This is a genomic window from Rhizobium sp. X9, from assembly GCF_018873185.1.
Classification (GTDB): Bacteria; Pseudomonadota; Alphaproteobacteria; order Rhizobiales; family Rhizobiaceae; genus Agrobacterium; species Agrobacterium oryzihabitans.
Genome location: NZ_CP071312.1, coordinates 1,164,664 through 1,189,842 on the forward strand (window position 1 = coordinate 1,164,664; position 25,179 = coordinate 1,189,842).

Here is a 25,179-nt window from a genome sequence, read left to right on the forward strand (position 1 = left end):
TGTGAAATCTGTCCTATTGAAACGTCCGTCTTTTTGAAAGCAATCAATGTCCAGCCAATCTATCATGCTCGCCCAGTCAGACTTCAAGATTCCGGCTCCAAAAACCAGTGCGCCGAACCAGCCGGAGACATCGCCGAAACCGGCAGAAGCACCGCCACAAACTCAGTCCGGCACTTCTGTGCCGAACACAAACGTCGGGTTCAATCTTGGGAAACCGGTCTCATCCACCGAAATTGCGATTGCAACGGCAGTCTTCCTCGTTCTCCTTATCCCGTTCTTCTTCGCCAAGATGGCAGTAACGCGCGGTCTACAGACGCGTCTTGCAGCGCCTGGGGCAGCCTCAGGAGCGGGTTGGATGTTCTTTACTTGGCTAGCATACACGGCGCTATTTCTGATCGTCGCTTATGTTGGCAGTTTTTGGGCTCAACTTCTTATAGTAGGTCCAGGTGGCATTATTTGTTTGGTTTTGCTTATCATTTTTCTGGCCATGCGCAGTCAGGCGCTGAAGACACGCCGCTAGACGCGAAAGGATGCTGATCATGGCAGATAATAAAGTGAGCGATTCGGTTCAGCAGGGCGCAGACGTTCTGCAAGACGTTATGCCAACAGTGTTTGTCGCTCTCGGCGGCACGGGTATGGAGGTTCTTCTCAGGTTGCGCCGCCGTATTCTCCAGCACAACTGGAACGGCAAAAGTATCATGAGCCTCGACGAATTCCCCCCGGCGAGGTTTGTCTATTTCGACACGGATACAGCCGAAGCACGCGAGAGTGGGCGGGCCGCAACAACTGATATCCTCGCTTCACGAGTCGCCTTTTCCAAAGGGGAAACGATCCAGAAAAAGGTCGATACCGGCCATTATATGGCCGAGATCGAGAATTTTCCGATCATTCGCGAATGGTTGCCTCAAGGCGACCTCGACAAGATCGATACCGAAAAGGGCGCAGGACAGGTGCGAAGCATTTCCCGCCTGCTGTTCTTTGACGAGTACTCGAATTTCATGAATATGGTGCGAACACAATCTGATCGCGTTATGCAGAATGTGACGAATGAATCGAGATTGCTGAATCTGGGGCTTACGACCAGTGAGCGTCTACGTATCGTTGTTGTCGGCTCTTCCGCCGGTGGAACCGGGTCAGGCTCGTTCATCGACGCAGGTTATGCTCTGCGTTCCATGCGCGCTCCTCGCGCGGATCAGGTCGATTTATTTCTTATGCTGCCGGGTGGATATCGCGATGCGAATAAGGAGCGTGTCTTTGCAAACACCTACGCGGCACTTTCCGAACTCGAGTTTGCGATGCTAGGCAGCCGCAATCCGCCTTACACATCTCGCTGGACGGAATACGACAAGCCCGAGCCGGACGTCCGTTCGCCTTACAGCGACGTCTTCTTATTCGACCGGCAGAACATCGCCGGTCAACAGACCGGTCAGAAGGAAGACATATTCGACATGGTAGCCGACATCCTCTTTGAGGATTTTGGATCAAGCGATTTCGCGCGTCGCAAGCGTTCCGTTGCGGTTAATCAGCAGCGCCATAAGCTCGGCCGGTATATTCCCAATCTTCCCGAATGGCTGAAGGACGGTCTCTTTTATTCGCGCGGTTATTCCGCGATAGGCCAGACGACGCTGATCTCCAAGGCCAGCATGCAGGTCGAGGAACATCTTTCGCGAAACAATTCCGCGATGGTGCGTGCCTTCTTTGGCATGGCGCTCGACAGCCAAACGAAGATTGCTACGACGGAAGAACGTGACGCTTTCATGCAGGAACGGCTTCGGTTGACGGCTAAAGCTTTCAGCGATGAATATGACGAACGCGGTCGCTTTCAACAGGACCCCATTACAGACTACGCGTTGATTGAATATTTGCTTCTCCGTGAGGATAAAAGTTCTATTGCGGTGACGCTGGCTACTGAAATCGAGCAGGATATTGCTGGCATTCAGGCGCGAATTCCGGACCATAAGGCCTGGGAAGGCGAAGTGCGCCGTGTCGTTGAGATGCGGCAGAGGGATATCGATGGCCGGGTTGGTGCCGGCACGACATATGGTCCAAAAGGAACGGAAATCGCGCAGTCGCGTGAACGTTTCGAAGCCATGCTTCTTAGCCGGAGCAGCGACGAAGGTAGCCTTCGCGGTGATTTCTATCGTATTCTCGATGATCAGGAACGCGGCGGACTGGAATACACGATTGACCTGATCACCAAGATCCAGTCCCGTCTCGACGACTCCGGCAGCGGCATCATTGCCCGTCTTGCAGAAGCTGAAGAGGCCTATGCAAAGCGTGCGAATCGCCTCAACGCGGAACAATTGTCCGCCTCTATCGACCGCCTGGGCCAAGCGGCGCAGGGTGGTTTCCTTTCAGGCGGTGGACGCAAGGCAAGCGAAAAATATATCAATCAGGTTCGTGATGATCTTGTTGCTTCGCTACAAGCCCGTCTTCGCGCCATCGCCTGCAAGGAAGCAATCGCCTTCCTTCAGCGTACTGCTCAGTTCCTCGGTACGGCTCAGGGGCTCGATCAGCGCGGAGAACCACTTTGGAATGGTCTCATCGGCGAATTCCAAGGTGGCAGAAAGCGCGTCAGATCCCTGCTGTCAATCATCGACGCCGATACGGCGAGACTTCAGGATGCATTGCTGAGGGGTGATGGTGGAACGTTCTTCGTCATCAAGGACAAGGGCGTCGACCTGCCGCAGGAAGATGCTGAGATTCATCTGGCGTGGGCTCGTGAGGCTTTCGCCAGCATTGGCGGATCGAAGGAGATTTTCGCACAACTCGATAACGAGGAAGGACGTCTGGAAATACTGGGCTTGCTACGCGGCGTAACAAGCCGCCGCTTGGGTAGCTATCGCCAGCGTATCCCCTCGGTCACAGACGCACTTCGACAGTTACCCGTCGGAGAGCAGCAGCGCTTGATGGAGCTGCTCGTTGTTCGCGCCATGCCCTGGATCTACACGGATTTCAGCAAAGGCTTCAAACCGGACAACGAAAACTACAAGATGTTCATCGCGGTGGATGGCGCCAAGTCGTTCCGCTCCGAGTATGACGAGATGCTGCGCTCCCGTCTACCGGGCCAATCTGGGCTCTCTTCTCTTTCCTATGAGGAGTCCGGTGTCCCCGGGCAAATCGTCTGCTATTGCGAAATTTCAGGTCTTCCGCTTGATGCCATTGCGTCCATCAAGTCGGAATGGCGGCCTTCATATCAGCGAGAGCAGGGCAAGCCCGATGGCCTGCCGCTGCACAACCATCGAGATGACCTGCGTTTCCCCGATCCGATAGTGCCTAGCAATGCTGAATTGGAGGAGTTGCGCGAGCGCATCAAACTCTTCCTTCAGGGGATCATTGTCGGTGCGCTGAGGTTCAATGCCACTCGTAAGGTTTATGAGATCGAGGCGACACGACACCATTGGGACCGTATCGGCGACGAAAAATATCTGAGAAGGCGCGGCTTTCAACCGAGCCAACGCGCGATGCTGTCCGAACAGATCAAGCGGACGGAAGACAAGCTGTCCTTCGTTCAATATGTGGCGTTGGCAGCTCTGGCGCAATGGTACAGCCGGAGAGTTTATACGCCTAAGCCCTATCAGCAGCAGGAGCGAGGAGCGCTCGTCAGAAAAGGCGGTATTGGATATCACACATGCCGAGAACTGGAGCATATCTTTACTACACATGCCCAGCGAATTGGGGGTAACCTTCCGGCAGGGTTGTCCATCGCCGACGCTAAGGATCGCTTGATCGAAGCTATCCATCAATGGACGAATATCCTCACCGGTACTTTGGACGATGTGGATGACAGCGAGGTCGGTCGCGATCTTGAGGATCCGGTCGAACTGCGCGCAACCGACAAGCGAGCAATCAACTGGCCGAGCTTTTCGGACGCTGAGCTCCTGAGGATTATCAGCGGGGAGCCTGAGCAGATATCGACGGTTGCTGCGGCCGCACCTGTTCATTTTGCCTCGCCCCCCCCGGCACCATTTGCGTCGGCTCCTGGCAGCCCGGCCACGCCTGCACAGCGTTTCTGGTTATACAGTCAGGATGGTCAGGTTGTCGGCCCACACGATATTCCGGCATTCCAGATGCTCGCGCAATTGGGACAACTGCGAGCTGACATGAAGGTATGCCCGGAAGGCAGCCAGACCTGGCTCAGCGTCAATGATGTCGTTGCTCTTTCGGCGCTTTTGCCAAAAGTTGCCGCACCACCACCACCACCACCACCACCGGTTTGAACAAATCCTAGATCTGGAGAGAGAAATGAAATTTGGGAAATTTTTTCGCACGTCAGCGTTCTGCACGATGATCGCGGTTACGCTTGCGTCCTGCCAGAGCGGCGCTGTAGGCCAGAACACGGCAATCGGTGCTGGTCTTGGCGCTATGGTCGGCGGTTTGGGTTGTGCCGCTGCCGGTGGTAAAGCTGGAGCCTGCGTCGCACTGGCAGGTGTTGGCGCTCTTATTGGTGGTGGCATAGGTGCGCAGATCGATGCACGCGACCGCGAGCGTCGCGAAGCGGCGCTACGTCAGGCACGTTCGCAATCGAAGCGCGTAAGTTGGCGTAATCCGCAGACTGGCAATAGCGGCACAATTACGCCGTTGCGAGCTGTAGTGCAGAACGGACAGAATTGCCGCGTCATTCGTGAGAGCTATGTCAAGAATGGCGAGCCGATCAGCGCTGAATCGACAGTCTGCTCCTGATCAGGATGCAAGCTTTGAGGACCAAAAATGTTATAGACCGCCGGAGTTTTTCCGGCGGCCGTATTTTGCTGATGTTCGTGCTGTCTTGCACGATATTTTTGCCCACCAACGCGAAGGCAGACAGCATATTTGAAGACGTCTACCGGCGCTCGGAAAGGGAAAAACTTCCCGAAGGGAGTATAGCGGTCGGTTCCGGAGCTTTCATTTCACCGTCAGCGGTTCTGACTAGCGGCCATGTTATCGCGGGGTGCAGGTCTTTCCTGGTCGAAAATCCGTATGTTGACGAATTGACTACAGTCAGGCTTGGCAGCCTCGATAGAAACCGTGATGCCGCTGTTCTGTTGGTGGATGGCGCAAACTCCCGTAACTTTCTTGGTTTCGCCGATAGCGGTGCATCCAGCCACTTGAAGATCATGGGGTATACGGCAGCGGCGGACGCTGCCGGCGCTCCGAATGTATATCGAACCAAACGACTTAGAACATCTGTTAAGGGTATGGTCGCACTCAGTAGCAACGTGCCGGCAGGTATGTCAGGCGGGCCTGTGGTTGACGAGAACGGCTCTGTGGTTGCGATATTGACAGGTCGGTTCAGCGCGAATGGAGTGGGGACCGTGGCTTCGTCTGTTTCGGCATTCTCGAACCGCATCCTGCGATATTCCCGCCAATGGAGTTCAGGTTCTGTGGAAGCCGCAGTGGTGAAGATAAGGTGCAATCGATGAAACACTGTTTCGCTCTGATCTACTTCACTATCTTGTGTTTCGGTGCGCCGTACTCCGCAGCCTCGCAGGAATTCGTGATGGAAGCAGACAGGCAGCGAGTAGCGGCGTTTGTGGACCGTACGCTGAAGGGTGGACGATCCAATGTTGCTGTTCGCGAGACAGTCTCGGGCTCCGTGGCCGCAACCGTTGTGCCGCGGCCTATGATCTCGCGTGCTACAGGCGAGATTTGCGATCGCTGCATCGATTTCTGCCGCGATTACAGTTTGACAATAGAGTTGGATAGCGGCCTCGATACAATGATCTATTCAGGCCGCAGTTGCATCGTGACACCGAACAGCGATCCTTCAAGCGGCCCATGGGCTCCGGTCCGGCCACTAGCTCTTTCAGAGCAGCGTTCCATCATTCCCGCCCAGACGCTTTCGGAAACAAAGGATTATCTCCGTCAACTCGATTATCTGCCATCCGGCAAAAGCACTGCCACATATGGCGTGATGTCCGCATTGGCGGAATTCCGCCGCGACGCCAAACTGCCACAACCGTCATCCTACCAGGTCAACGAGGATGACCTGCGAAACCTTCGGCGTGCCGTGGCGAATTTGGGAAGATCATCCACTTGTCGTGCTGCAAGCGAAAGTTACGTTGCGTGTGGGCGCTTGAATTAAAGTGTGTGCCCCCTAAAAGGGGGGAAGGGTCTCGCAAGACATCCGCAAAAATCAAGCCGATAGCGGTTCATTGGACACTGACCCGCTATCCGTTTGATCACCTGTTCAGAACTGCTTGTTCGCCCGCTCCCAGTGCCAGCCGCGCCGCCTGATTTCGTTCCGGTGTATCTGCCAATTTGTAGCCGGATTCGAGGAGTTTATTCGTATAGATCTTGTTGTAGATGAACGCCCAAATCAGATTCACGATAAACCACCCAAATCCGACGCCCAATAAGCCTGCAATGAAACCGACGACCAACATACCAAGACCGATGCCGACGTCCCCTCGAAGGAGCGCGGGAAACCCTCCAAAGAAAAAACTGGTCCAGCTAAATCCATAGAGGCCTGTTTTGCTTACTCCTGATTGCGGATGCTGTAATTGAACTGCCGTCGCCATTTTTGTCCCCATTTTAGATAGAGTGACAATCTATCCGACAAAAAAATAGGTGCAAGCCATGTTTATAGTCGGATCTGAAAAAGTACGATGAATTACAAGTCTCGCTGCATTCAGGCCCCCGCAACCATCTTTACTTGCGACGACCCCGCCCCCAAGGCGGGGTTTTTCGTTTGTGCGGAAATCATAAGGATTCCAGCGAGATCGCCCTGAACGTCGATCTCAACCTTACCATCCACCGGCGTCAGCACGATCAGGTCCACGAGCGAGCGCAGAATGTCGGCCGCCTCGACCCGCTTCTCTTCTTCCTCGTGCTGCAAGGCTTCGTAGAGCTGCTGGACCCGCTTGCGGTATTGCACCGCCATCGAGGGATGCAAAAGAGGAGGTGGCTCCTCGGCTTCGGCCAGAAACGCCTTCAGCTCTGCTTTCCGAGCTTCCAGCTGTTTCATATCCTCCACTATGGCCTCGATCGGCCCGCCAGCCTTAATGGCGGTCAACAGCTTCGCCAGTTCACGGTCGGTCTTTTCGATCTCAGCCTCGGCCGAGGCGATGCCGGCGCGGCCTTCCATGCGCAGGCGGTTCATCTCCTGCGTGAACACCTCGCAGAAGCGGGCAAACATGACGGGATCGACGAGCTTGGTGCGCAGCGCGTTCAGCACGCGCGTCTCCAGCTCGTCTCGGCGGATGTTCACCCGGTTGGAGCAGGTACCCTTGTTGCGGGCCGTCGAGCAGCCGATTAGGGTGGCCGAGATCGCGGAATAGCCCCCGCCGCAGCAAGCGCATTTGGTCAGGCCCGAAAACAGATATTTGGGCCGGCGGCGATAGTTCATCGTTCGGACGTCGGCGACGCCGCTTTCGTTGCGCTCGGTGCGGTTCTCGCCCTGCCTCGCCTTCACGGCGTTCCAGAGATCGTCGTCGAGGATGCGAAGTTCCGGCGCTTCCTGAATGACCCATTCCGATTCCGGGTTGGGGCGGGCTTGTCGCTTGCCGGTATCGGGGTCTTTGACGAAACGCTGGCGGTTCCAGACGATCTTGCCGACATACATCTCGTTGTTGAGGATGCCGTTGCCACGCTTCGGATTGCCATTGATGGTGCTGAAACCCCAATCGCCGCCGGAAGGAGCTGCGATGCCGTCCCTGTTCAGGGCAAAGGCGATGGTCTTGGCGGACTTGCCGGCGGCATAGTCGCGGAAGATGCGGCGCACGACCTCGGCTTGTGCTTCGTTGATCGTGCGATCGCCGCGGATCGGTTCGCCGTTAGCGTCCAGCTTCTTCACCACGTCATAGCCGTAGGAATTGCCGCCGCCCGACTTGCCCGCCTCGACCCGGCCGCGTTGTCCGCGCCGGGTCTTGTCGGCCAGATCCTTCAGGAACAGCGCGTTCATCGTGCCCTTGAGCCCGACATGTCAATCGGCGTCGTAACGGGACCCCTTATCGGCTCCCAAAAGGGACCCCTGCCTCTGGTTGCATCGGGTCAGCGCGCGTAGGCCCGGAGCTCTCCATTTAGCGCAGGGGCCTGCGGGCGCGGGTTGTTTGTCTTTTCGGCTTTAGATCCCATGAGGAGTGAACAGCGGCCGCCGCTCTGGCAGAGTGAGGTTGCATCTAAACACTCGCTCAGGAGGAGCAGTTTATGGAACCTGCATCCATTCAACCGACCGCTGTCCGCATCGATCTTGGCGCAATTTTTGTGTCATTGGAACTGAGCCGATCGACCTGGTTGATCACTTCGTTGTCGCCAGGCAGCGGCGAGAAGATGTCGAAGCATGTAGTGGCCGGTGGCAATGTAGCCGAGTTGCTGGAACGATTTGAGCAGCTACAGCAGAAGGCGCGATTGAGAACAGGGAAATTATTTCCCATCGTAACGATCCAGGAGGCAGGATTGGACGGCTTCTGGATACACCGCGTGCTGGAGGCTCACGGCATCGAGAGTTACGTCGTCGACGCAGCTTCGATCGCGACTTCCCGTCGACGTCGGCGTGCTAAGACCGACAAGATCGATGGAGAGGCTCTGACGCGCACATTGCTCGCGTTCAAGCGCGGCGAGCCACGCGTATGTGCGATGGTCAGAGCGCCAGATCCGAGTGACGAAGATCGGCGTCGGATTTGCCGGGAACGCAAAGTTTTGATTGCTGAGCGGGTCAGGCATGTCAATCGCGTGAAGGGGCTACTCTTTACTCAAGGCGTCAGCGGCTATCAGCCGCTCCGTAAAGATCGCCGTCAGCGGCTGGAGGAGCTTCAGACTGGAGATGGGCGTGAGTTACCGAAACACTTGAAGGCTCAAATCAATCGGGAACTCGACCGTCTCGAGTTGCTGCTAGAGCAGATCGCTGCAGTGGAGAGCGAGCGTAATTCTCTTCTATCGATGGAGGACCAGCCAGCGGTTGAGGCAACCTCGCCCGCAGCGATGCTGCTGTCCTTGAAGGGTGTTGGCGCTGAATTTGCCGCCGTTCTTTGGACCGAAGCCCTGTCCCGGCATTTTGATAATAGGCGGCAGATTGCCGCCTATGCCGGTTTGACACCAACCCCATGGATGAGCGGGACCATCGACCACGAGCAGGGTGTCTCAAAGGCAGGGAACCCTCGGCTGCGCACTACGATGATCCAACTATCGTGGCTGTGGCTACGCAATCAGCCAGCATCAGCGCTCAGCCGTTGGTTTGTGGATCGGGTTCAGTCGAATGGTGGACGCTTAAAGAAAGCCGCGATAGTTGCCTTGGCGCGCAAACTCCTTATCGCACTGTGGAAATTTGTCACTGCGGGTGTTCTCATCGAGGGGGCTGTCATGAAGACCGCCTGACAACCAAAAAATTGCCGAACACACAATCTTCCAGGACTGATCACTCCTGGCGGATCCAGGTGAGCGAACCGCCTCGAAGTCGGGCTTCAAATGCCGCGCTTTAGATTGGTCCCGTTCTCCTGAGCCTTGCCGCTACGCAAGCGGGATAATGGTGCTGCCGGACAAAACGGCGACCGTATGTGAGTTTGAACCGGTGAAGGAAACGTGCCGCGTCAAGCAAGGTGGCTCAGACCATGGGTTCGATACGAAATCGAAGGGGCACGCTATGAAACGATGATTGATCTTGACGACGAAATCCTCATGTGAGCTTTGAGAGCGGTTTTTAAAGCGCCAGGATTCGTTCCCGGTTTCCACGATCTCGCAATGGTGGGTGAGCCTGTCGAGCAGAGCGGCGGTCATTTTGGCATCGCCGAATACGGCTGGCCACTCGCCGAAGGCCAGGTTCGTCGTGACGATGATCGATGTCCGCTCATAGAGCCTGCTGATGAGATGGAAGAGGAGCTGGCCGCCGGCCTGAGCAAATGGGAGATAGCCCAGTTCGTCCATGATGACGAAGTCGAGTCTGGTGATGAAGTCGGCCAGCCGCCCCTGCTTTCCGCTGCGTGCCTCCGTTTCGAGCCGATTGACGAGGTCGACGACGTTGAAGAAGCGTCCGCGTGCGCCGTTGCGGATTAGGGCGCGTGCGAGCGCGATGGACAGGTGGGACTTCCCCGTGCCGGTTCCGCCGACCAGAACGATATTGTGCTGCTCGGCGAGGAAGGCCCCGGTTGCGAGTTGGCGCACCAGGCCTTCGTTGACCGGCGTGTCGGTGAAGTCGAAGTCGTCGATGTCCTTGGCCAGCGGCAGTTTGGCGACGGTGATTTGGTATTTGATGGAGCGCGCTTGCTTCTCGGCGATCTCCGACTGAAGCAGGTCACCGACGATGCGCGGCGGTTCGTGCTGTCGCTTGATGCCGGAGGCCATGATCTCGTCATAGGCGCTACGCATGCCGAACAGCTTCAGCGTGCCCATCATGTCGAGGATTTGGGATCGTTCCATATCAGCTTGCCCTCCTCAGGCTGTCGTAACGGGCGCAGTCGGCCAGAGGCTCATGGGTCAGGCGAAGCGCATCGGGGATGGAAAGGATGGCGGCCGGCTGCGGATCACGCTTGCGGGCCAGAATGTTGATGATGACGGCGGCCGAGAACACGCCCTGATCGATCGCCTCCTGGCAGGCCGCTTCGACGGCGGGGAGCCCGTCCAGGCCCACGCATTCGAGGATCGACACCATCTGCCGGTCGCCGTCATGCATTGCCTTCAGCCGGCGGCGCACCTTCTCCATGGCGGCGGGCAAAACCCAGTCGTGGAACGGCGCACCGTTGCGCAGTGCTCCCGGTTTGCGGGTCAGGACCGGCACGTAATGCCAGGGATTATAGATCGTCTCGCCACGGCCGAAGCAGCGATCGTGTTGGCCGATTTCCACGCCATCCTGCCGGATGACGATGCGATCTGCATAGGCATGTATCTCGGCAGGGCGGCCGACTGCCGTAGACAGTACCGAGTATTTGTTGTTGTCGAAACGCACGAGGCAGGTCTTGCCGATCGAGGCCTGCACAGCGTGGAAGCCGTCGAATTTGCCGGGATAGCCGACCAGGTGCGGCCGCTCCGCATCGAACACCTCCCAGATCGTGCGCTCCGTCTGATCGACGTGCTTATGAGCGCGGGCGTAACTGATGCACTTGTCCAGCAACCAGCCATTCAGTTCATCGTAGGATTTGAAGCGCAGTCGCGGCGTGAAGAAGCGTTCGCGCACCAGATTGACCTGGTTCTCGACCTGGCCTTTCTCCCACCCCGACGCCGGCGTGCAGGCCACCGGTTCGATCAGGTAATGGCTGCACATCTGTAGGAAGCGGCGATTGTATTGCCGTTCCTTGCCGACGAAGACCGTCTCCACCGCGGTCTTCATATTATCATAGATGCCGCGCGTGCAGGCCCCGCCGAAGAAAGCGAACGCCCTGTCATGGGCGTCGAAGACCATCTCTTGCGTCTCGCGCGGATAGGCTCTCACATACATCATCCGGCTGTGGCAGAGCCGGATATGCGCAACCTTCACCGTCGTCGTCACGCCGTTCAGCACGACAATCTCGTGGCTCCAGTCGAACTGGTAGGCCTCGCCCGGCGCGTAATAGAGCGGCACATAGGCTTGCGCCGTCACGGACCCGCGCTCCTTCGCCCAGGTTCGGGCGTAACGCCGGACTGTGTCGTAACCGCCCTCGTAGCCGAGGTCGCGCAAGTCCTCGAATATCCGGATCAGTGTCAGCCGTTCGCGAGAGGATTTGGCCTCATTGGCGAGCAGCATTCTATCGAGCTGATCGCGCCAGGGGCCGAGCTTCGGCTGAGGTTGACGGGTCCGTTCGTATTTGAACTCCGTCTCATCGGTGCGCAGAACCTTCCGCACCACTTTCCGCGATATACCCAACTCCCGGCAGATCGCCTTGATCGACTTGCCCTGAACATGGGCTAGCCGCCGTATCTTCAGAATTGTTTCCACAATAAGCATCCAAACAAAAAGCCTCCGATGAAACCGGAGGCTGTTGTAACCCCATCGCAGATGGGGGTCCCGTTTGGACGCCGATCACCCCATTTGCGGGGTCCTTATTCCATGCCTAATCACAGCCCGACATGCAGATGCGAGACTTCACCCTCGGAGAGGGTGAACATTTTCACGTCGGAATAAGACATGCGCTTGAAGAGGCCCGCTATGTCCTCCTGATCGCGCGAAAGCCGATCCATGGCTTCGGCCAGGATCAGATCGAAACGCCCGCGCGTGGCGTCGGAAATCAGGGCCTGGATGCCGGGGCGCAGCAGAGACGAACCAGAGATCGCGTGATCGGAATACTCCTCGACGATCTGCCAGCCCTGCTTCACCGCATGAAGGCGGCACATGCGGAACTGGTCGGCGATCGAGGCGTCGCGTTGATTATCGGACGAGTAGCGGGCGTAGATCGCGACCTTCAATGCACCTCTCCTTTCGGCATCAGGAGGTGCGCTTTCCCCGTCGCCTCGTCATCTTGACTTCTTCCGCGTAACATTCCCGTGCCGCCTGCCGCGCCAGAAGGTCGACCAGACGCAAAAGCCGCGGGTCGGGATCGCCCCTTGGAGTAAAGGTCAGTTCCGGCTCGTCGATGAGCAGGGATTCGAGCAGCGCTTCGCGCTCGTTCCTTGTCATCTTCGCCGACGCTTGGATTGATCGTGAGGTCATACATCCAAGCATTCACCCAAATATCAGTGTAAGCAATTGACATAACACGCGTATATTGGGCGGCAAATAGCCTGTTCTCGGCGGCTTCGGTGAAGTCTGGCGTATTCCCTCGTACCGCAGCATATGGAAAATACTGGCGCAAATGCACAGTATTCTTCTGCATTACCTCACTGCGGTGGGCGGCCCAAGGCATCGCTGACATCCCTTGTTTGCAAGGCCAATATCGGCTATATGTCAGGATATAGCACGGAGGCCCGTCATGAGCAATGCGGCACAGAAGAGAGCGATCGAAAATTACCGGGCACGCTTGACGCAGCGTGGCTTCAAGCGCTTCGAGGTCTTAGCACTGGAATCCGACCGCGAGCTAATCCGGTCGCTTGCTCGCCAACTGGCGGAGGAGGGGCCGGAAGCGGAAAAGGCGCGGGCTGCGGTCAAGGCGGCCCTTGTTGCAGGTGAGCCGCCAAAATCCGGTGGCATCCTGTCTGCCCTTCGCCGTTCCCCCCTTGTCGGCGCGGATCTCGATCTGTCGCGTCCACGCGAAGAAGGGCGCCGGGTCGATCTGTGACGCGTTATCTTCTCGACACCAACATCATTAGCAACATCGTCAAACCGCAGCCATCCGAAACCCTTCTGGATTGGATGGCTGCGCAGCAGGACGAGGATCTTTTCGTCACTACGTTGACCATCGCTGAGATCCGACGTGGCATTCTGGAAAAGCCGCGTGGGAAAAAGCGCGATGCGCTCGATGCCTGGTTCTCGGGACCGGAAGGGCCACAGGAACTGTTTGCCGGTCGCATTCTCTCGTTCGATGAAAAAGCTGCCCTCATCTGGGCGCGATTGATGGCGGAAGGGAAGGCGGCGGGTCGTCCACGAAGCGGACTCGATATGATTATCGCCGCGATCGCGGGAGCACACGACTGCGTAGTCGTCACAGATAACGAAAAGGATTTCAGGGGGCTTCAGATTGTCAACCCCTTGCGCCGTGGAGCAGAGGGGGAGGAGACATGACAACAGCGGCACCTGTGCCGATAGAATACCAGCTCATTGGCCTTACGGAGGGCGGCGGCGTTGGCGATCTGCTTTCCGGGCTTGATCAGAAGCAAGGGCGCATTCGTCTACAGGCGTTGATCTCGGAATGGCTGCGTATGGAGAATCTCGTCGTCCTGACGGGATCGGGCACCTCGGTCTCGGCAGGCGGCAAGACCATGGCCAACCTGGAGAAGGACGTTCTCGCAACCATTGAAGCGCTGCCCGACCTCCCGCCCTCGATCGCGCCCATCATACAATCGCGGAAGAATGCAGTGGCGTTTGCGGACATTCTCGGTGCACCAATCGGTTTTGAGGCATGGCTGTCCTTCGTCGCCAACGCCTTGGTCGTCGCCGAATCTGCAGGCGCACCGTTTTCTGCTGTCACTTGGCCAGAAACGCCGGCCCCAAATACCGCCGATTTGGGTTGGTTCGTTCGCCGCCTGCGGATCGCCATCTTCGCGGAATGTGCGCTATCAATGCCGGACACCACGTCCGCGACTTCGGCGAAGGGGATCGCACCCCAATTGGCGTTTCTATCAAAACTGGTTGCCCGCGATAGCAATCTCGGGCGAACCCATCTTTTCACCTTGAACTACGACACCCTATTCGAACAGGCGCTGGAACTTCTGGGCGTCCAGTACTTCGATGGGTTCACGGGGCGCGCGGCGGCGCGCTTCGATCCGTCCGTCTATGGGCTCGACATCTATTATCCCGGCGAGGTGGCGGAAGGCCGTGTCCGCCGTTTCGACAAGTTTCTGCATTTCTACAAGCTGCACGGCTCGATCCACTGGTTCGAGCAGGGCGATGAAATGCGCGCCCGTCATCCCGACCTGACGCCTTTCCAGTCCTATGCAGCGAAGAGTCCGGCGGACAAGGCGGCGGCACTCGTGCCACTGGCTGACAAGACGCCCTCGGTAGGCATCCTGCCCACCGCCAACAAGTTCGCGCAGACGCTGACCATGCCCTACGCGCATCTGTTCCGGTCGTTCCAGGTTCGACTCGGTATTCCCCAAACCTTTTTGCTCGTCCTCGGTTATGGGTTCGGGGATGAGCATGTCAGCCGGATCATCGAGAATGCCTTGATGAATCCTTCGCTGGTGATGCTGGTAATCGAACCCAATCCAGAAAGTCCGGTCATCGAACGCATCCGACGCTACAAGGATCTCGGCAAACGCGCCTTCGTTCTCTGCCCCACGACAGATGCTTTCGCCGCCGCGCCTTTCACACTAGCGACGTTCGACGACTTTGCGACCTCGGTGATGCCCGACGTGCAATGGCTCGACGACTTCCTGCGGCTGCGGCGTTTCGAGAAACAGATTGCCTCCTCTGAAACGCCAACCGATCCAAACGCCGGCGTGGGGGCTTAGATGGATAATCCTCGGCTTGTCGGCCATATCGTCTCGGTCCAGGGTTTTCGGGTCAAGGTGGAGTTGCTCCCCGAAACCCGTTCGGCGTTACGTGCCACTCTGGATGGCGTTCAGGTCGCGATCGCGATCAATGCTTACCTGACCTTCTCGCTCGGAGCGGGGGAGACCGTCATCGGCATCATCACCGATCTGGAGGCCCGCGAGGCCTTCGATCCGAACAGCGGCGATGATCTCAGTCTCGAACTGATGAAGCCGCGCCGCGTCGCCAGCGTACAATTGCTGGGCACCATCGAGCATGCGGACGATGAACTCTCCTTCAGCCCAGGCATTTCCGTTCTGCCGACGCTCGATACGCCGGCCGAGATCGGATCGCCCGACATATTACGGGCGGTCTTCGAGATTCCTCCCCGCCGCAATAAGCCGGAAGACTACGAAGATAAGGACTTCGACTGTGACCTCAGAATAGGCTTTCCGACTGGTCAGGCCCGCAACGTCGTGCGCGCTTCCTACAATGACCTGTTTTCGCGGCCCCTAGCTATCGTGGGTAATACCGGCTCGGGAAAGTCCTTCTCCGTAACGAGCTTGATTCAGAAAGCCATGAAGGCGCTGGATGGCGCGGCCGAGGAACCGCACGTCTTCATTCTGGATATAAATGGGGAATACGGCAAAGCCTTCCCAACGGCGGCAACGGCTGCGCGTTTGCCAGACCGTATCTATCTGAATGGCAAGGAGTTCAGTCTCCCTCTATGGTTCATGAATGCCGAAGAAATCTGTGCCTGGCTCAGTGCTGCGGAGCAGACCCAAGAGCCTGTGTTGAAAGATTGGTGGGCGATCGCCAAGGGCGGCGATGCCGCGGCCGCTGTCAACATGAACTCCCTCCAAAACGCTATGAGCGCGCTCGATCAGCTTCTCAGCGAGCTGACCAAGATCAAGAAAAAGGCAGCAGGTTCTCATTGTGATGCTGTGACAGGGCATCTGGCAGATACCGGCATTGATACCGTAGCCTTCGAGGCGCTGTTTCAGAGCCATCGCCTCGCCAACGACTTCAACACTGAGGTCATGAACAACCAAGCCGCAATTGCGGCCGAGGCGGAAAAGCTCAAGGACGCTATCCGCAGTAAGATTGTGGGAGGGAGCGCGACTGCAGAAGCCGGAGTGCGAACAGCCGACTCCCCGCTGCCAATTGGCCGGGCTACCCTGACCGATCCTTCCCTTATCAACCGCGCGGTCTCGAAGGAGGATACGTTTCGCGTTGACGCCCATCTGACGACGCTGAAACTGCGCCTCAAGACTCGTTTGGATGATAAACGGTGGCGGGTCTTTCTCAACTACGAGGATACCGACACGAAAATTGAGAATCTTTCAGGCTGGTTCCGGCGCTTCGGGCTTGGTGCGGCAATGGGACCAAAGGTTTCAGTTCTCGACCTCTCCATGCTCAGCAACGAGGTTCTGCCCTACGCCTGTGCGATAATCGGCCGTGTGTTGCTGGAGGCGCGTGAGCGGCTGCCGGCGGCTTCGCGCTACAGGAATCCCTGGGTTCTGGTGCTCGAGGAAGCACACAATTATGCTCGTCCAGCCAGATCCGATGAGGATCGGGGACATCGCCTTGCGCGTCTTACTTATGAACGGATCGCAAAGGAAGGACGTAAATTCGGTCTTTCGCTTATCATTGCCAGCCAGCGGCCGAGCGAGATCAGCCAGACCATCATTAGCCAATGCGCGAACTTCATCAGCCACCGGCTTCAGAACCCCGACGATATCGACCATTTCCGCCGGATCATCCCCATGCAAGCGCGGCGACTGTTGGATCAGGTGACCATCCTAGCCTCCGGTGAGGCGATTGTTTTCGGCAGTGCCTTCCATATCCCTACACGCGTACAGTTCGACCGGCCTGATCCGGGTCCGTACAGCCAGACTGCAGCTCCGTTCCATGAATGGTCAAAGAGTAGCACGCCATTTCCCCTCGATACCGTGATTGATGCGTGGGGCACCTGACCGGACATTTCGTCGGATAATCCACTGGGCGAGCGGTCAGTCGGGGCAGCACCCTTAGACGTTGATCTCCTCGGCATTTGGGGAGGGGAACGCCTTCCCCCTGGCCGGCGCTGCGGTCGCCGGCACACCCCCTTCTGCGGGGAGCCTCCCCGCAACGCCCCCCTAGAGTGAGAGTGCGGACGGGTATTGCCGCGACGGGTTGAGGGCCGGAGGAGAGTCTTCCGGCGCCCGTCGCGGAGAAGCGCGATGTCCAGACATGATCGCAGCGTTCGCACCGGCTCGGACCGGACGAACCTCTATGACGAAATCACCACCAAAATCATAGCTGAGCTGGAGGCCGGTCGCGTGCCCTGGGTGCAGCCCTGGGGTACGTCGGCGGCCAAGGCGCCGCTCGGCCTGCCGAAAAACGCCGCTACCTCCCGCAGCTACAGCGGCATCAACGTGCTCATCCTTTGGGGCGCTGTCATCGAGAAAGGCTTTCCCTGCCAGGGCTGGCTCACATTCCGGCAGGCGCTTTCGCTCGGCGGCCATGTCCGCAAGGGCGAGCACGGCACCACGGTCGTCTATGCCGACCGCTTCACACCCGAGGACGAGAAGCGCCGCGCACGCGAAACCGGCGAGGAAGCGCATGCCATCCCGTTCCTGAAGCGCTTTACGGTCTTCAACGTGGCGCAATGCGACGGGCTACCCGACGACATCGCCACCGTGGCGCCGCCGCCACCGCCCGGCCTGATCGAGCCGAGGGTCGAGGCGCTCATCAAGGCGACCGGCGTCGATTTCCGCATCGGCGGCAACCGGGCTTTCTACGTCCCGTCGCAGGACTTTGTGATGGTCCCGCCGCCCCAGGCGTATTTCGAGCCGATCAACTGGCACCGGACGGCGCTACATGAACTCGGTCACTCCAGCGGCCATCACAGCCGGCTGAATCGCGACCTGACCGGCTCGTTCGGCTCGAAGAAATACGCCTTCGAGGAGCTAATTGCCGAACAAATTTCGGCCTTTAGCTGCGCCGCTCTCGGCATCGTGCCGACGGTGCGCCACGCCGATTACATTGGCAGTTGGCTGGAGGTCATGCGCGAGGATTCCCGCGCCATCATGCGCGCGGCCTCGCAGGCGAGCAAGGCGGCCGACTGGCTGCTGTCCTTCCTGCCAGAAGACGAGCAGCGGCCTGCCACGCCCGAGACCGCTATCGACAGGAGGGCAGCATGATCCTCCTGACGGACGAGCTGCGTGTGCAGCTTCTCGCCAATGGCCGCCAGCGCGACACCGATCATGTGCCGGTCGTCAAATTCTTCAACCCGCTCGGCGCCGGCGTCTGGCTGGCGACTGAACTCGATGCCGACGGCGACATCCTCTTTGGTCTGGCCGATCTCGGCGAGCCGGAGCTTGGCTATTTCTCGCTCGAGGAGATGGCTTCGGTGCGCCTGCCTTTCGGACTCGGCATCGAGCGCGACGTCCTCTTTTCCGGCGACTTTCCGATTTCGGTCTGGGCCGAGGCTGCACGGGAAGCCGGCAGCATCCGCCGCGCCGAACGGATCATCTATGCCGCGGCGCGTGCGCGGCGGGAGAACGTCTGATGCGCTTCCGCCGCTGGCATAGACCCGAACCCTATGGTGACACGTCGCGCAAGCGTGCGGCGTTTCTCCGCAAGCAGCGCCTCGAACGCGAGGCGCTGCCGCTCTTCGCCGACGAGATCGCCGCCGGCCAGCACGACGTCGACGAGGAAATGGCCCGCCGCGCTGTCTGGTGGGACGAGGCCGAACGTGAACGTCGCGGCCAGCGGGCCGCGTGGTGGCGGAAGGGTCGCGCCCGGCTCTTCGCGCTGCCCGACAGGCTGCGCGCCCGTGTCCGCGAGATCTGGCGGACCTGCCCATATCCGGCCGACCCGGCGAGCTTCGCCGATTACCTGCACCAGATCGCGGTTGGCAAGCTCGATCCCTGGCGCCCGCCATGGCAGTTCCATCCGGAGCGAACTGCGCGGATCACCCGCGATCCGTCGACCTTCGGCGAAGCCTTCCGCCGGATCGGCGGCCGCAAGGCCGGCATCGGTTCGAGCGCGCCGGACGTGGACGAGTTGCTTTACTGCGGCAATCTCGGCTCCGGCATCCTGTTTCTCCAGTCGCGGCTGCGCCCGGTCGAAACGGGCGGGAACGTCCACATCGCCGCGTGTCATCACGCCAACGCCGCCCAGCGGCTCGAAATCGAGGTGCGCGGCGCGTGCTCAGATGCCGAGCTGGCGCTGATCGAGCGCCTGGCGCAGGCGACCGAGACGCGGCCCGTCGTGGTCCAGCGTGTCGTCATGGGAGGCCCGTCATGATCGGGCCGACGAAACGCGGACACAATGGCGGGCCGCCGCTTGACGAGCCCGTCGACCGGCGCTCCGGCCAGTGCAAGCACTGCATCCACTGGGACGCGCCGCCGGAAAACGAACAGCGCGCTTATGAATGGTTCCACCTCGGCCTTTCTCGCCGCCGCGTGAAGCGCCCGTCCGGCACCTGTGATCGCGTGCTTCCGCCCGGTCGCAAAAACACCGTGTTCTCGGCTACCTCGGCCGAGTTCGGATGCCTTAACTTCGAGGCGAAGCCGCTCCCCGTCCGCTCGACCGGGGGCGACTTCGTCACGATCTGGAGGAACGGCCGCATCGCCTGGCAGGGACCGGAGGAGAATATCCCGCCGCGCTTCCTTCAGGACATGCTCGATCCCGGCCCGCCTGACGAAGGAGGGTCGCACGATGATGCCTCCTGATCATGTGCGCTCGCTGCTGGCGCGCATGGAGGACGCGCTTGCAGATGTACGGCGCAATCTCGGACTTGCCGAACGCGCACTCAGCAATTGCGCCGAGGGCGAGACGATCCGTCTTCGCCCGAAATACCGGCACTACCACCGGCGCATGAGCCGGTGGACCGGCGCGGACGAGGCGGAGTATCGGCGAGTGCTCGATCGGCTCCTGGTGGTTGTGGGGCCGGACCTCGACCGGCTCCGGCGCAAGATCGACCGGCAGGAGGCGGCGATCCTGGCGTTGCGTCGGAAATACCGGGTGAATGAGGAGAGACCGCAGCGCTTCGACTGGTAGCGTCGCGCCCGCGGCCCGGTCGAGAGTGAGAGAGGGGCTGGTGATTTCGTGACGGGTTGGAAGGTCGAGAGAGGGTCTCGGCCGCCCGTCACGGAGAAACCACCATGGCCAAAGCTGCCAGGAAGTCGAAGAAGCCTGCCGTCGCGATGATCGTCTTCTCGCGTTCGCGTGACATTCCCTTCAATCGCATCCGCCTCTCGGACAGCAATGTCCGCGAAACCGACGTCGAGGCCGGTCTCGACGATCTCACCCACGACATCGACCGGCGCGAGGACATCGTGCAGGGCATCAATGTCCGCGCCATCCTCGATGCCGACGGCAACGAGACCGGCGATTTCGAGACCCCGGCCGGCGGCCGCCGGTTCCGGGCGATCGCGCGGCTGGTCGAGGCCGGACGCTTTCCCGCCGATGGCCTCGTTCCCTGCCTCGTCAAGAAGGCCGACGCCAAGACCTCGGCCGTCGACGACTCGCTCGCGGAAAATATGCTCCGGCTCGGCCTGCATCCGCTCGACCAGTTCCGGGCGTTCAAGCGCATGTTCGACGACGGCATGACGAAGGAGGAGATCGCCGACGCCTATCGCACCACGCCGCGCTACATCACGCAGCGTATGCGCCTGGCTTCGGTCTCGCCGGCTCTTCTGGAAGTCTATGCACGCAACGGCATGCCACTGGCGATGCTGGAGGCATTCACCGTCAATCCCGACCATGCCCGCCAGGAACAGGTCTGGGAGGCTGTCCAGCGCTCCTACAATGTCCAGCCCTGGCAGGTCCGCCAGCTCCTGACCGAGACCACCGTTCCAACCGACGACAAGCGCGTGCGCTTCGTCGGCGTGGACGCCTATGAGCAGGCCGGCGGCGCGATGCTGCGCGACCTCTTCTCCGAGGACGATGGCGGCTGGCTCGAAGACGTGGCGCTTCTCGACCGCCTGGTCTCGGAGAAGCTGAAGACGATCGCCGATGAAGTGGCGGCCGAGGGCTGGAAGTGGATCGCTGTCGATACCAGCCATCCCTACGGTTACGACAACGGCCTTCGCGAGATCACCGGCAGCTTCGCCGATCTCACCGACGAGGAGCGCGCCGCGCGCGAGGCATTGCGCAACGAGTACGACGATCTTGAATCGGAATATTCCGAGCACGACGAGCTGCCCGACGAGATCGATCGGCGCCTCGGCGAGATCGAGGCCGCTCTGGAGGACTTCGAGAAGCGCCCCGTCATCTATGATCCTGCCGAGATCGCCCGCGCCGGTGTCTTCATCAGCATCGACCGCGACGGCGAGCCTGTCATCGAGCGCGGCTATGTCCGGGCCGAGGACGAGCCGGTGGCCGATGCCGGGGACGGCGAGAACGAAAACACCATCGTCGCCGGCGGAAATGACCGCGACGTGCAGCGTGCCGTCATCACCATCGGCGGCCAGCCGGCCGAACCCGAAGAGGACGATGACGACGACGGGATCAAGCCGCTGCCGGAGCGGCTCGTCATCGAGCTGACCGCCCATCGCACCGTCGCGCTTCAGGAAGCGCTCGCCAGCAACCCGCACGTCGCGATGACGGCGCTGCTCCACCGCATGGTGATGGAGCGCTATCATTACTCGGCGCCGACCGGGTGCCTGGAGGTTTCCGTTCGCCACAGGTATCTGTCTTCGCAGGGCTCCGATCTCGCCGACAGCCAGTCGGTCAAGGCGATCGGCGAGCGCTTCGACGCCTGGAAGGCCGATCTGCCTTCCGACGAAGCGGCGCTCTGGGACTGGATCGCTGCACTTGACGAGGCAAGCCGCATGGCGCTTCTCGCCCATTGCGTCAGCTATGGCGTCAATGCGCTTTATGAGCGTCCGAACCCCCATAGCGCCTCCGGCATCTCGCAGCATGGCCTTGATCGTCGCCTTGCCGGGGCCGACCGGATCGCCCGCGCCACCGGCTTCGATATGGTGGTCGATGCGGGATGGCGGCCAACGGTCGAGAACTATCTGGGTCGCGTGACCAAGACCCAGATCCTCGCTGCGGTGCGTGAAGGCGCGGGCGAACGGGCGGCGCAGCTTATCGACCATCTGAAAAAGGGTGACATGGCCAAGGAAGCCGAGCGCCTGCTGGCCGATACCGGCTGGCTGCCCGAACCGCTGCGCCTGGTCGATCTCGATGGTGATGCGGCCGCCGACACCGATGGCGAGGTCGAGGCTTTGCCCGACTTCCTCGCCGGTGACGGTGACGACGAGGAAGCAGCGGCTGAAGAAGACGAAGACCGGCAGCACCTCGTCGCTGCGGAATGACCGCATACAGGGCGGCGCAGGCCGCCCCGTACCGTTTTTCAACTCGCCCGGCCATCGCGCCGGGCATTTTTTATGGAAGCCGTCATGGCTGATCACATCGACATCGACTTCATCTTTCGGGCCGACCGCAAAAGTCCCCCGGCCGAGCGGTCGCTGCCCTGGGAGGAGACGTGCGACGGCATCACCGTCGTCGTCGAGCCCAAGCCGCATTGGGCCGATGATTTGCGGGCCTTCCGCCTCGATGCCCGCGAATATTGCTACTATGCCGACTGAAACCGGTGCGGTGCGCGCGCCCGGTTCTATGGCCATATCGATACCTGTGGCGATGACCTGCTGCTGAAGGCCCGCGCCCTGATCATCTGCGAGATCGCCGAGGAGAATTGGAGCTGACCGTCATCCCGGTCGAGTTTCAATTTCGCCTGCACCGGCCATCCTTGCGCAACCGTGTGGGGTTCCGTCTCCGGCCTGGAGCACATCGATCCGGGTGAGACCGGCATGAAGGTGGGCTGGCGCGGCGCGGCATCTGCGACGGGATTTCGGCATCCTGTCAGAGGCAGAACACCACCCCCGCTTCCATTCGCTGACCTTGGTCTGAGCCGTTTCCTTGTCAATCAACCCACGAGGGGTCGGCTTACGCGAGCGTGCCGCCCTCGCGGATTCGGGACATGCCCGAACGCGCGAGGGTGATTGCAGACCCGTTCAGACACTTCGGGCGCCTGTCGCGCGGGGGATGGTCCCCCGCCTCCCAAGACAGGAGCCGAACCCATGTCCTACGCAGATGCCACCGCCTTTGCCGCCAGCCTCGCTACCACGCTGATGGTCTCGATCGTTGTGTTCCAGGCCGGAGACGGAACCCACGGCGCCATGCCCGCCGACGAATTCGATGGCGACGACGAGATGGTGAAACTGGAAATCGACCCATGGAGCTGAGGCGCGCAGGCGCCTCATTCCGATGGCTCGGGACGCCTAGGAGCGTCCGGGCCTTCCGCCTTGCGCTGGAGCTGTCCATCGCCGAGGCAAGGCCTTCGGCAGAGGAGAGGAAGAGGTCGCGCCTTTGGCCATGACGGGTTGAATGCTGAGAGAAGGGCTCTCGGCGCCCGTTGTGGAGCGATCCCGATGACCCATGCCAGCCAATCCACCTTCGGCCCGATCGAGCGGATTCTCGCCGAGCGGGTGCTGTCCGGATTTCAGCGGACGCAGAAGCTGCCGCTGCGCATCTCCTGCCTCGGCACCATCAGCTATGCCGACGCCACCGATGCCGATTACCGCGACCGCAGCGTCTCGCTTGGCGAGGCGGCATCGCCGGAAAACGCCATTGCTCTTGCCGCGCTCCACGTTTCGCGCGGCGATCTCGGCCCCGGCGACGACACCGGGTTGCGCTTCGAGCCGCGCCTGATCGTCATTCAGGACAGCGCGCTCGGCTTGGTTCTCGGTGGCGAAATCCGAGCCGGGATCATTCTCTGGCGGCAGCCGGTCGCCAGCGACGGCGAGGCCCGCCGCATCATCATCGAAGCCAGCCGAAAGCGCGGCTTGGCCTTCGCTGCCTCCGGCCGAGGCGATCATGTGTCGGCCCGCGTCCTGCGATTCGGAGCGGCGTTGCTGGAAGCGCGGCTGGTCGATCCGCTTTGGCGCGAGACCGCCGCCGAGCTGCTCAGGCTACCGCAGGCGGCCTGATTCCATTCCCTTCCTTCAATCAGCCCGGCTTCGCGCCGGGCTTTGTCGTTTCAGGAGCCTGACATGGCCGACTACTTCACCCATTTTTCCTGCCTGCTCGATGTGGGGACGTCCGACAACGCCGCTCGCGCCCTCGATCTCTACAATCAACTTTCCGAGGAAAACGCTTCGGAAGAGCCGCCGTCCGACAGTTTCCTCCTGTCAATCCAGCCCGAGCATGGCGGCACCAAACTCTGGATGCGCGATGACGTCACGGGCGACCCGGAGCGCCTGATTCAGTTTGTGAAGCGTTGCGCCGCCGAATTCGGACTGACCGGCCGCTGGGGGTTTCAGTATGCCAACGCCTGCTCGAAGCCGCGCGTCGACGGCTTCGGCGGCGGCGCTCATGTGCTCGATCTCGCTACAGGGGAAACCGTAGCCTGGACCTACACCGACGGCTGGCTTGCCGAAGTGCTGGATGGAGGTGATCCCGATGCCTGAGATCATCGAAACCACGGTCTATCGGCTCGACGAGCTTTCCGATGCCGCAAAGGACAAGGCCCGCGCCTGATATCGTGAAGGCGGCTTCGACTATGACTGGTACGATTCCGTCTATGAGGATTTCCAGCAGATCGCGGAAATCCTCGGAATCCGCTTCAAGACCCGCACCGTCCGCCTCATGGCCGACGGCACACGTCAGGAGCCTCGTGTCGCCTTTACAGGCTTCTGGTCGCAGGGCGATGGCGCATCGTTCGAATGCTATTATTCGTATCGGAGGAATGCCGCGGCCGAGATCCGATCCTATGCGCCGCAGGACAAGAAGCTGCATGAGATTGCCGATGCGTTGCTGGCGATCCAGCGCCGGAACTTCTACCAGCTTCGCGCCGAGACTAGCCATCGTGGGCACTACTATCACGAGTATTGCATGTCCATTTCGGTCGAACGTGACAGCCCCACCTATCAGGACATGACCGCCGACGCCGAGGAGATCGTCCTCGAGGCGCTGCGCGATCTGGCCCGCTGGCTCTATCGCCAATTGGAGCGCGAATACGAATACCTGTCCTCGGACGAGGCAGTCGATGAGACGATCATCGCCAATGAATACACCTTTACCGAAACAGGTCGCCGGTTCGGCTGACGCCATTTGAGCGCCCCCTCTACAGGCGGGGCGCTCTTTTTGTGTCTGCCATGGTCTGGTCGGCAAGCAAGGCCGGCCATGTTGCCACTCACCCTTCGGCCGCCAGGGGCCGCGATCGGCGGCTT

24 protein-coding genes and 3 pseudogenes are annotated in these 25,179 nt (G+C 60.0%); 21 read left to right on the plus strand and 6 right to left on the minus strand.

What is annotated here, in order from left to right:
- Window positions 1–46 precede the first annotated feature (46 nt).
- From JZY08_RS20240 to JZY08_RS20260, 5 genes are read left to right on the plus strand one after another with little or no spacing between them, the layout of a single operon-like run.
- Complete coding sequence (locus JZY08_RS20240) at window positions 47–520, plus strand: hypothetical protein (RefSeq protein WP_216333385.1); 474 nt, start codon at window positions 47–49, stop codon at window positions 518–520.
- Between the two features lie 19 nt (window positions 521–539).
- Window positions 540–4,220 (plus strand): tubulin-like doman-containing protein, encoded by a 3,681-nt coding sequence (locus JZY08_RS20245; RefSeq protein WP_216333387.1) that lies wholly within the window; start codon window positions 540–542, stop codon window positions 4,218–4,220.
- A gap of 25 nt (window positions 4,221–4,245) precedes the next feature.
- A complete protein-coding gene (locus JZY08_RS20250) occupies window positions 4,246–4,683 on the plus strand; it encodes an RT0821/Lpp0805 family surface protein (protein WP_216333389.1) in 438 nt (145 codons plus the stop codon).
- 14 nt (window positions 4,684–4,697) lie between these two features.
- Window positions 4,698–5,402: a serine protease gene (locus JZY08_RS20255; RefSeq protein WP_216333391.1), complete on the plus strand. Its 705-nt coding sequence runs from the start codon at window positions 4,698–4,700 to the stop codon at window positions 5,400–5,402.
- Window positions 5,399–6,064, plus strand: a complete 666-nt coding sequence (locus tag JZY08_RS20260) for a hypothetical protein (protein WP_216333393.1) — start codon at window positions 5,399–5,401, stop codon at window positions 6,062–6,064. The genes JZY08_RS20255 and JZY08_RS20260 overlap by 4 nt, the downstream gene beginning before the upstream one ends.
- Window positions 6,065–6,161: 97 nt before the next feature.
- Here the strand turns inward: JZY08_RS20260 and JZY08_RS20265 are convergent, their stop codons facing one another.
- Both JZY08_RS20265 and JZY08_RS20270 read right to left on the minus strand, forming a co-directional pair.
- Entirely contained in the window at window positions 6,162–6,500 is a 339-nt protein-coding gene (locus tag JZY08_RS20265; RefSeq protein WP_216333395.1) for a hypothetical protein, read from the minus strand.
- A gap of 110 nt (window positions 6,501–6,610) precedes the next feature.
- Entirely contained in the window at window positions 6,611–7,882 is a 1,272-nt protein-coding gene (locus JZY08_RS20270) for a recombinase family protein (protein WP_253204159.1), read from the minus strand.
- A gap of 245 nt (window positions 7,883–8,127) precedes the next feature.
- Here JZY08_RS20270 and JZY08_RS20275 point away from each other — a divergent pair, with 245 nt between their 5' ends.
- Entirely contained in the window at window positions 8,128–9,294 is a 1,167-nt protein-coding gene (locus JZY08_RS20275; protein WP_072495381.1) for an IS110 family transposase, read from the plus strand.
- Between the two features lie 132 nt (window positions 9,295–9,426).
- Here JZY08_RS20275 and istB read toward each other — a convergent pair whose 3' ends face one another.
- The 4 genes and pseudogenes from istB to JZY08_RS20295 all read right to left on the minus strand — a co-directional run bounded on the left by istB (window position 9,427) and on the right by JZY08_RS20295 (window position 12,502).
- Window positions 9,427–10,332: an IS21-like element helper ATPase IstB gene (istB, locus tag JZY08_RS20280; protein ID WP_246669768.1), complete on the minus strand. Its 906-nt coding sequence runs from the start codon at window positions 10,330–10,332 to the stop codon at window positions 9,427–9,429.
- Window positions 10,274–11,833 (minus strand): annotated as a pseudogene (gene istA, locus JZY08_RS20285) (IS21 family transposase). Before istA ends, istB begins: the two are co-directional and overlap by 59 nt.
- Window positions 11,834–11,946: 113 nt before the next feature.
- A pseudogene (locus JZY08_RS20290) lies at window positions 11,947–12,291 on the minus strand (recombinase family protein); the annotation flags it as partial.
- Window positions 12,292–12,310: 19 nt separating this feature from the next.
- Entirely contained in the window at window positions 12,311–12,502 is a 192-nt protein-coding gene (locus tag JZY08_RS20295) for a hypothetical protein (RefSeq protein WP_245293675.1), read from the minus strand.
- Between the two features lie 292 nt (window positions 12,503–12,794).
- Here JZY08_RS20295 and JZY08_RS20300 point away from each other — a divergent pair, with 292 nt between their 5' ends.
- The 15 genes and pseudogenes from JZY08_RS20300 (at window position 12,795) to JZY08_RS20370 (ending at window position 25,054) form a co-directional block, all read left to right on the plus strand.
- Window positions 12,795–13,100 carry a hypothetical protein gene (locus JZY08_RS20300; protein WP_075657396.1) on the plus strand — a complete coding sequence of 102 codons (306 nt, stop codon included), beginning with the start codon at window positions 12,795–12,797 and terminating at the stop codon, window positions 13,098–13,100.
- A complete protein-coding gene (locus tag JZY08_RS20305; RefSeq protein WP_151562776.1) occupies window positions 13,097–13,543 on the plus strand; it encodes a type II toxin-antitoxin system VapC family toxin in 447 nt (148 codons plus the stop codon). The genes JZY08_RS20300 and JZY08_RS20305 overlap by 4 nt, the downstream gene beginning before the upstream one ends.
- Window positions 13,540–14,931 carry an SIR2 family protein gene (locus JZY08_RS20310; RefSeq protein ID WP_151562774.1) on the plus strand — a complete coding sequence of 464 codons (1,392 nt, stop codon included), beginning with the start codon at window positions 13,540–13,542 and terminating at the stop codon, window positions 14,929–14,931. Before JZY08_RS20305 ends, JZY08_RS20310 begins: the two co-directional genes overlap by 4 nt.
- Entirely contained in the window at window positions 14,932–16,926 is a 1,995-nt protein-coding gene (locus JZY08_RS20315; protein WP_151562772.1) for an ATP-binding protein, read from the plus strand. It abuts the gene before it with no gap.
- 246 nt (window positions 16,927–17,172) lie between these two features.
- Entirely contained in the window at window positions 17,173–18,135 is a 963-nt protein-coding gene (locus JZY08_RS20320) for an ArdC family protein (RefSeq protein ID WP_216333398.1), read from the plus strand.
- Complete coding sequence (locus tag JZY08_RS20325; RefSeq protein ID WP_112585147.1) at window positions 18,132–18,503, plus strand: DUF2958 domain-containing protein; 372 nt, start codon at window positions 18,132–18,134, stop codon at window positions 18,501–18,503. The genes JZY08_RS20320 and JZY08_RS20325 overlap by 4 nt, the downstream gene beginning before the upstream one ends.
- Complete coding sequence (locus JZY08_RS20330; protein ID WP_216333401.1) at window positions 18,503–19,243, plus strand: hypothetical protein; 741 nt, start codon at window positions 18,503–18,505, stop codon at window positions 19,241–19,243. The genes JZY08_RS20325 and JZY08_RS20330 overlap by 1 nt, the downstream gene beginning before the upstream one ends.
- Window positions 19,240–19,671, plus strand: coding sequence for a hypothetical protein (locus JZY08_RS20335; RefSeq protein WP_216333403.1), 432 nt, complete (start codon window positions 19,240–19,242; stop codon window positions 19,669–19,671). The genes JZY08_RS20330 and JZY08_RS20335 overlap by 4 nt, the downstream gene beginning before the upstream one ends.
- Complete coding sequence (locus tag JZY08_RS20340; protein WP_112585153.1) at window positions 19,658–19,999, plus strand: hypothetical protein; 342 nt, start codon at window positions 19,658–19,660, stop codon at window positions 19,997–19,999. The genes JZY08_RS20335 and JZY08_RS20340 overlap by 14 nt, the downstream gene beginning before the upstream one ends.
- A 104-nt stretch (window positions 20,000–20,103) precedes the next feature.
- Window positions 20,104–22,263 carry a chromosome partitioning protein ParB gene (locus JZY08_RS20345; RefSeq protein WP_112585155.1) on the plus strand — a complete coding sequence of 720 codons (2,160 nt, stop codon included), beginning with the start codon at window positions 20,104–20,106 and terminating at the stop codon, window positions 22,261–22,263.
- 84 nt (window positions 22,264–22,347) lie between these two features.
- A complete protein-coding gene (locus tag JZY08_RS27785; RefSeq protein WP_312196767.1) occupies window positions 22,348–22,536 on the plus strand; it encodes a hypothetical protein in 189 nt (62 codons plus the stop codon).
- A gap of 492 nt (window positions 22,537–23,028) precedes the next feature.
- On the plus strand, window positions 23,029–23,193 hold the full coding sequence (locus JZY08_RS20355) for a hypothetical protein (protein WP_216333405.1): 165 nt from the start codon (window positions 23,029–23,031) through the stop codon (window positions 23,191–23,193).
- Window positions 23,194–23,379: 186 nt separating this feature from the next.
- Window positions 23,380–23,937 (plus strand): hypothetical protein, encoded by a 558-nt coding sequence (locus JZY08_RS20360; RefSeq protein ID WP_112585157.1) that lies wholly within the window; start codon window positions 23,380–23,382, stop codon window positions 23,935–23,937.
- Window positions 23,938–24,000: 63 nt separating this feature from the next.
- Window positions 24,001–24,417 (plus strand): hypothetical protein, encoded by a 417-nt coding sequence (locus tag JZY08_RS20365; protein ID WP_112585159.1) that lies wholly within the window; start codon window positions 24,001–24,003, stop codon window positions 24,415–24,417.
- A pseudogene (locus JZY08_RS20370) lies at window positions 24,410–25,054 on the plus strand (antitoxin of toxin-antitoxin stability system). Before JZY08_RS20365 ends, JZY08_RS20370 begins: the two are co-directional and overlap by 8 nt.
- Window positions 25,055–25,179 lie beyond the last annotated feature (125 nt).

What these genes read in the sequence shown, in the direction of transcription:
- JZY08_RS20240 (WP_216333385.1), top strand. Translation starts at nt 47, where the DNA reads ATGTCCAGCCAATCTATCATGCTCGCCCAGTCAGACTTCAAGATTCCG.
- JZY08_RS20245 (WP_216333387.1), top strand. Translation starts at nt 540, where the DNA reads ATGGCAGATAATAAAGTGAGCGATTCGGTTCAGCAGGGCGCAGACGTT.
- JZY08_RS20250 (WP_216333389.1), top strand. Translation starts at nt 4,246, where the DNA reads ATGAAATTTGGGAAATTTTTTCGCACGTCAGCGTTCTGCACGATGATC.
- JZY08_RS20260 (WP_216333393.1), top strand. Translation starts at nt 5,399, where the DNA reads ATGAAACACTGTTTCGCTCTGATCTACTTCACTATCTTGTGTTTCGGT.
- JZY08_RS20265 (WP_216333395.1), bottom strand. Translation starts at nt 6,500, where the DNA reads ATGGCGACGGCAGTTCAATTACAGCATCCGCAATCAGGAGTAAGCAAA.
- JZY08_RS20270 (WP_253204159.1), bottom strand. Translation starts at nt 7,882, where the DNA reads ATGAACGCGCTGTTCCTGAAGGATCTGGCCGACAAGACCCGGCGCGGA.
- JZY08_RS20275 (WP_072495381.1), top strand. Translation starts at nt 8,128, where the DNA reads ATGGAACCTGCATCCATTCAACCGACCGCTGTCCGCATCGATCTTGGC.
- istB (WP_246669768.1), bottom strand. Translation starts at nt 10,332, where the DNA reads ATGGAACGATCCCAAATCCTCGACATGATGGGCACGCTGAAGCTGTTC.
- JZY08_RS20295 (WP_245293675.1), bottom strand. Translation starts at nt 12,502, where the DNA reads ATGACAAGGAACGAGCGCGAAGCGCTGCTCGAATCCCTGCTCATCGAC.
- JZY08_RS20300 (WP_075657396.1), top strand. Translation starts at nt 12,795, where the DNA reads ATGAGCAATGCGGCACAGAAGAGAGCGATCGAAAATTACCGGGCACGC.
- JZY08_RS20310 (WP_151562774.1), top strand. Translation starts at nt 13,540, where the DNA reads ATGACAACAGCGGCACCTGTGCCGATAGAATACCAGCTCATTGGCCTT.
- JZY08_RS20315 (WP_151562772.1), top strand. Translation starts at nt 14,932, where the DNA reads ATGGATAATCCTCGGCTTGTCGGCCATATCGTCTCGGTCCAGGGTTTT.
- JZY08_RS20320 (WP_216333398.1), top strand. Translation starts at nt 17,173, where the DNA reads ATGTCCAGACATGATCGCAGCGTTCGCACCGGCTCGGACCGGACGAAC.
- JZY08_RS20325 (WP_112585147.1), top strand. Translation starts at nt 18,132, where the DNA reads ATGATCCTCCTGACGGACGAGCTGCGTGTGCAGCTTCTCGCCAATGGC.
- JZY08_RS20330 (WP_216333401.1), top strand. Translation starts at nt 18,503, where the DNA reads ATGCGCTTCCGCCGCTGGCATAGACCCGAACCCTATGGTGACACGTCG.
- JZY08_RS20335 (WP_216333403.1), top strand. Translation starts at nt 19,240, where the DNA reads ATGATCGGGCCGACGAAACGCGGACACAATGGCGGGCCGCCGCTTGAC.
- JZY08_RS20340 (WP_112585153.1), top strand. Translation starts at nt 19,658, where the DNA reads ATGATGCCTCCTGATCATGTGCGCTCGCTGCTGGCGCGCATGGAGGAC.
- JZY08_RS20345 (WP_112585155.1), top strand. Translation starts at nt 20,104, where the DNA reads ATGGCCAAAGCTGCCAGGAAGTCGAAGAAGCCTGCCGTCGCGATGATC.
- JZY08_RS27785 (WP_312196767.1), top strand. Translation starts at nt 22,348, where the DNA reads ATGGCTGATCACATCGACATCGACTTCATCTTTCGGGCCGACCGCAAA.
- JZY08_RS20355 (WP_216333405.1), top strand. Translation starts at nt 23,029, where the DNA reads ATGTCCTACGCAGATGCCACCGCCTTTGCCGCCAGCCTCGCTACCACG.
- JZY08_RS20360 (WP_112585157.1), top strand. Translation starts at nt 23,380, where the DNA reads ATGACCCATGCCAGCCAATCCACCTTCGGCCCGATCGAGCGGATTCTC.
- JZY08_RS20365 (WP_112585159.1), top strand. Translation starts at nt 24,001, where the DNA reads ATGGCCGACTACTTCACCCATTTTTCCTGCCTGCTCGATGTGGGGACG.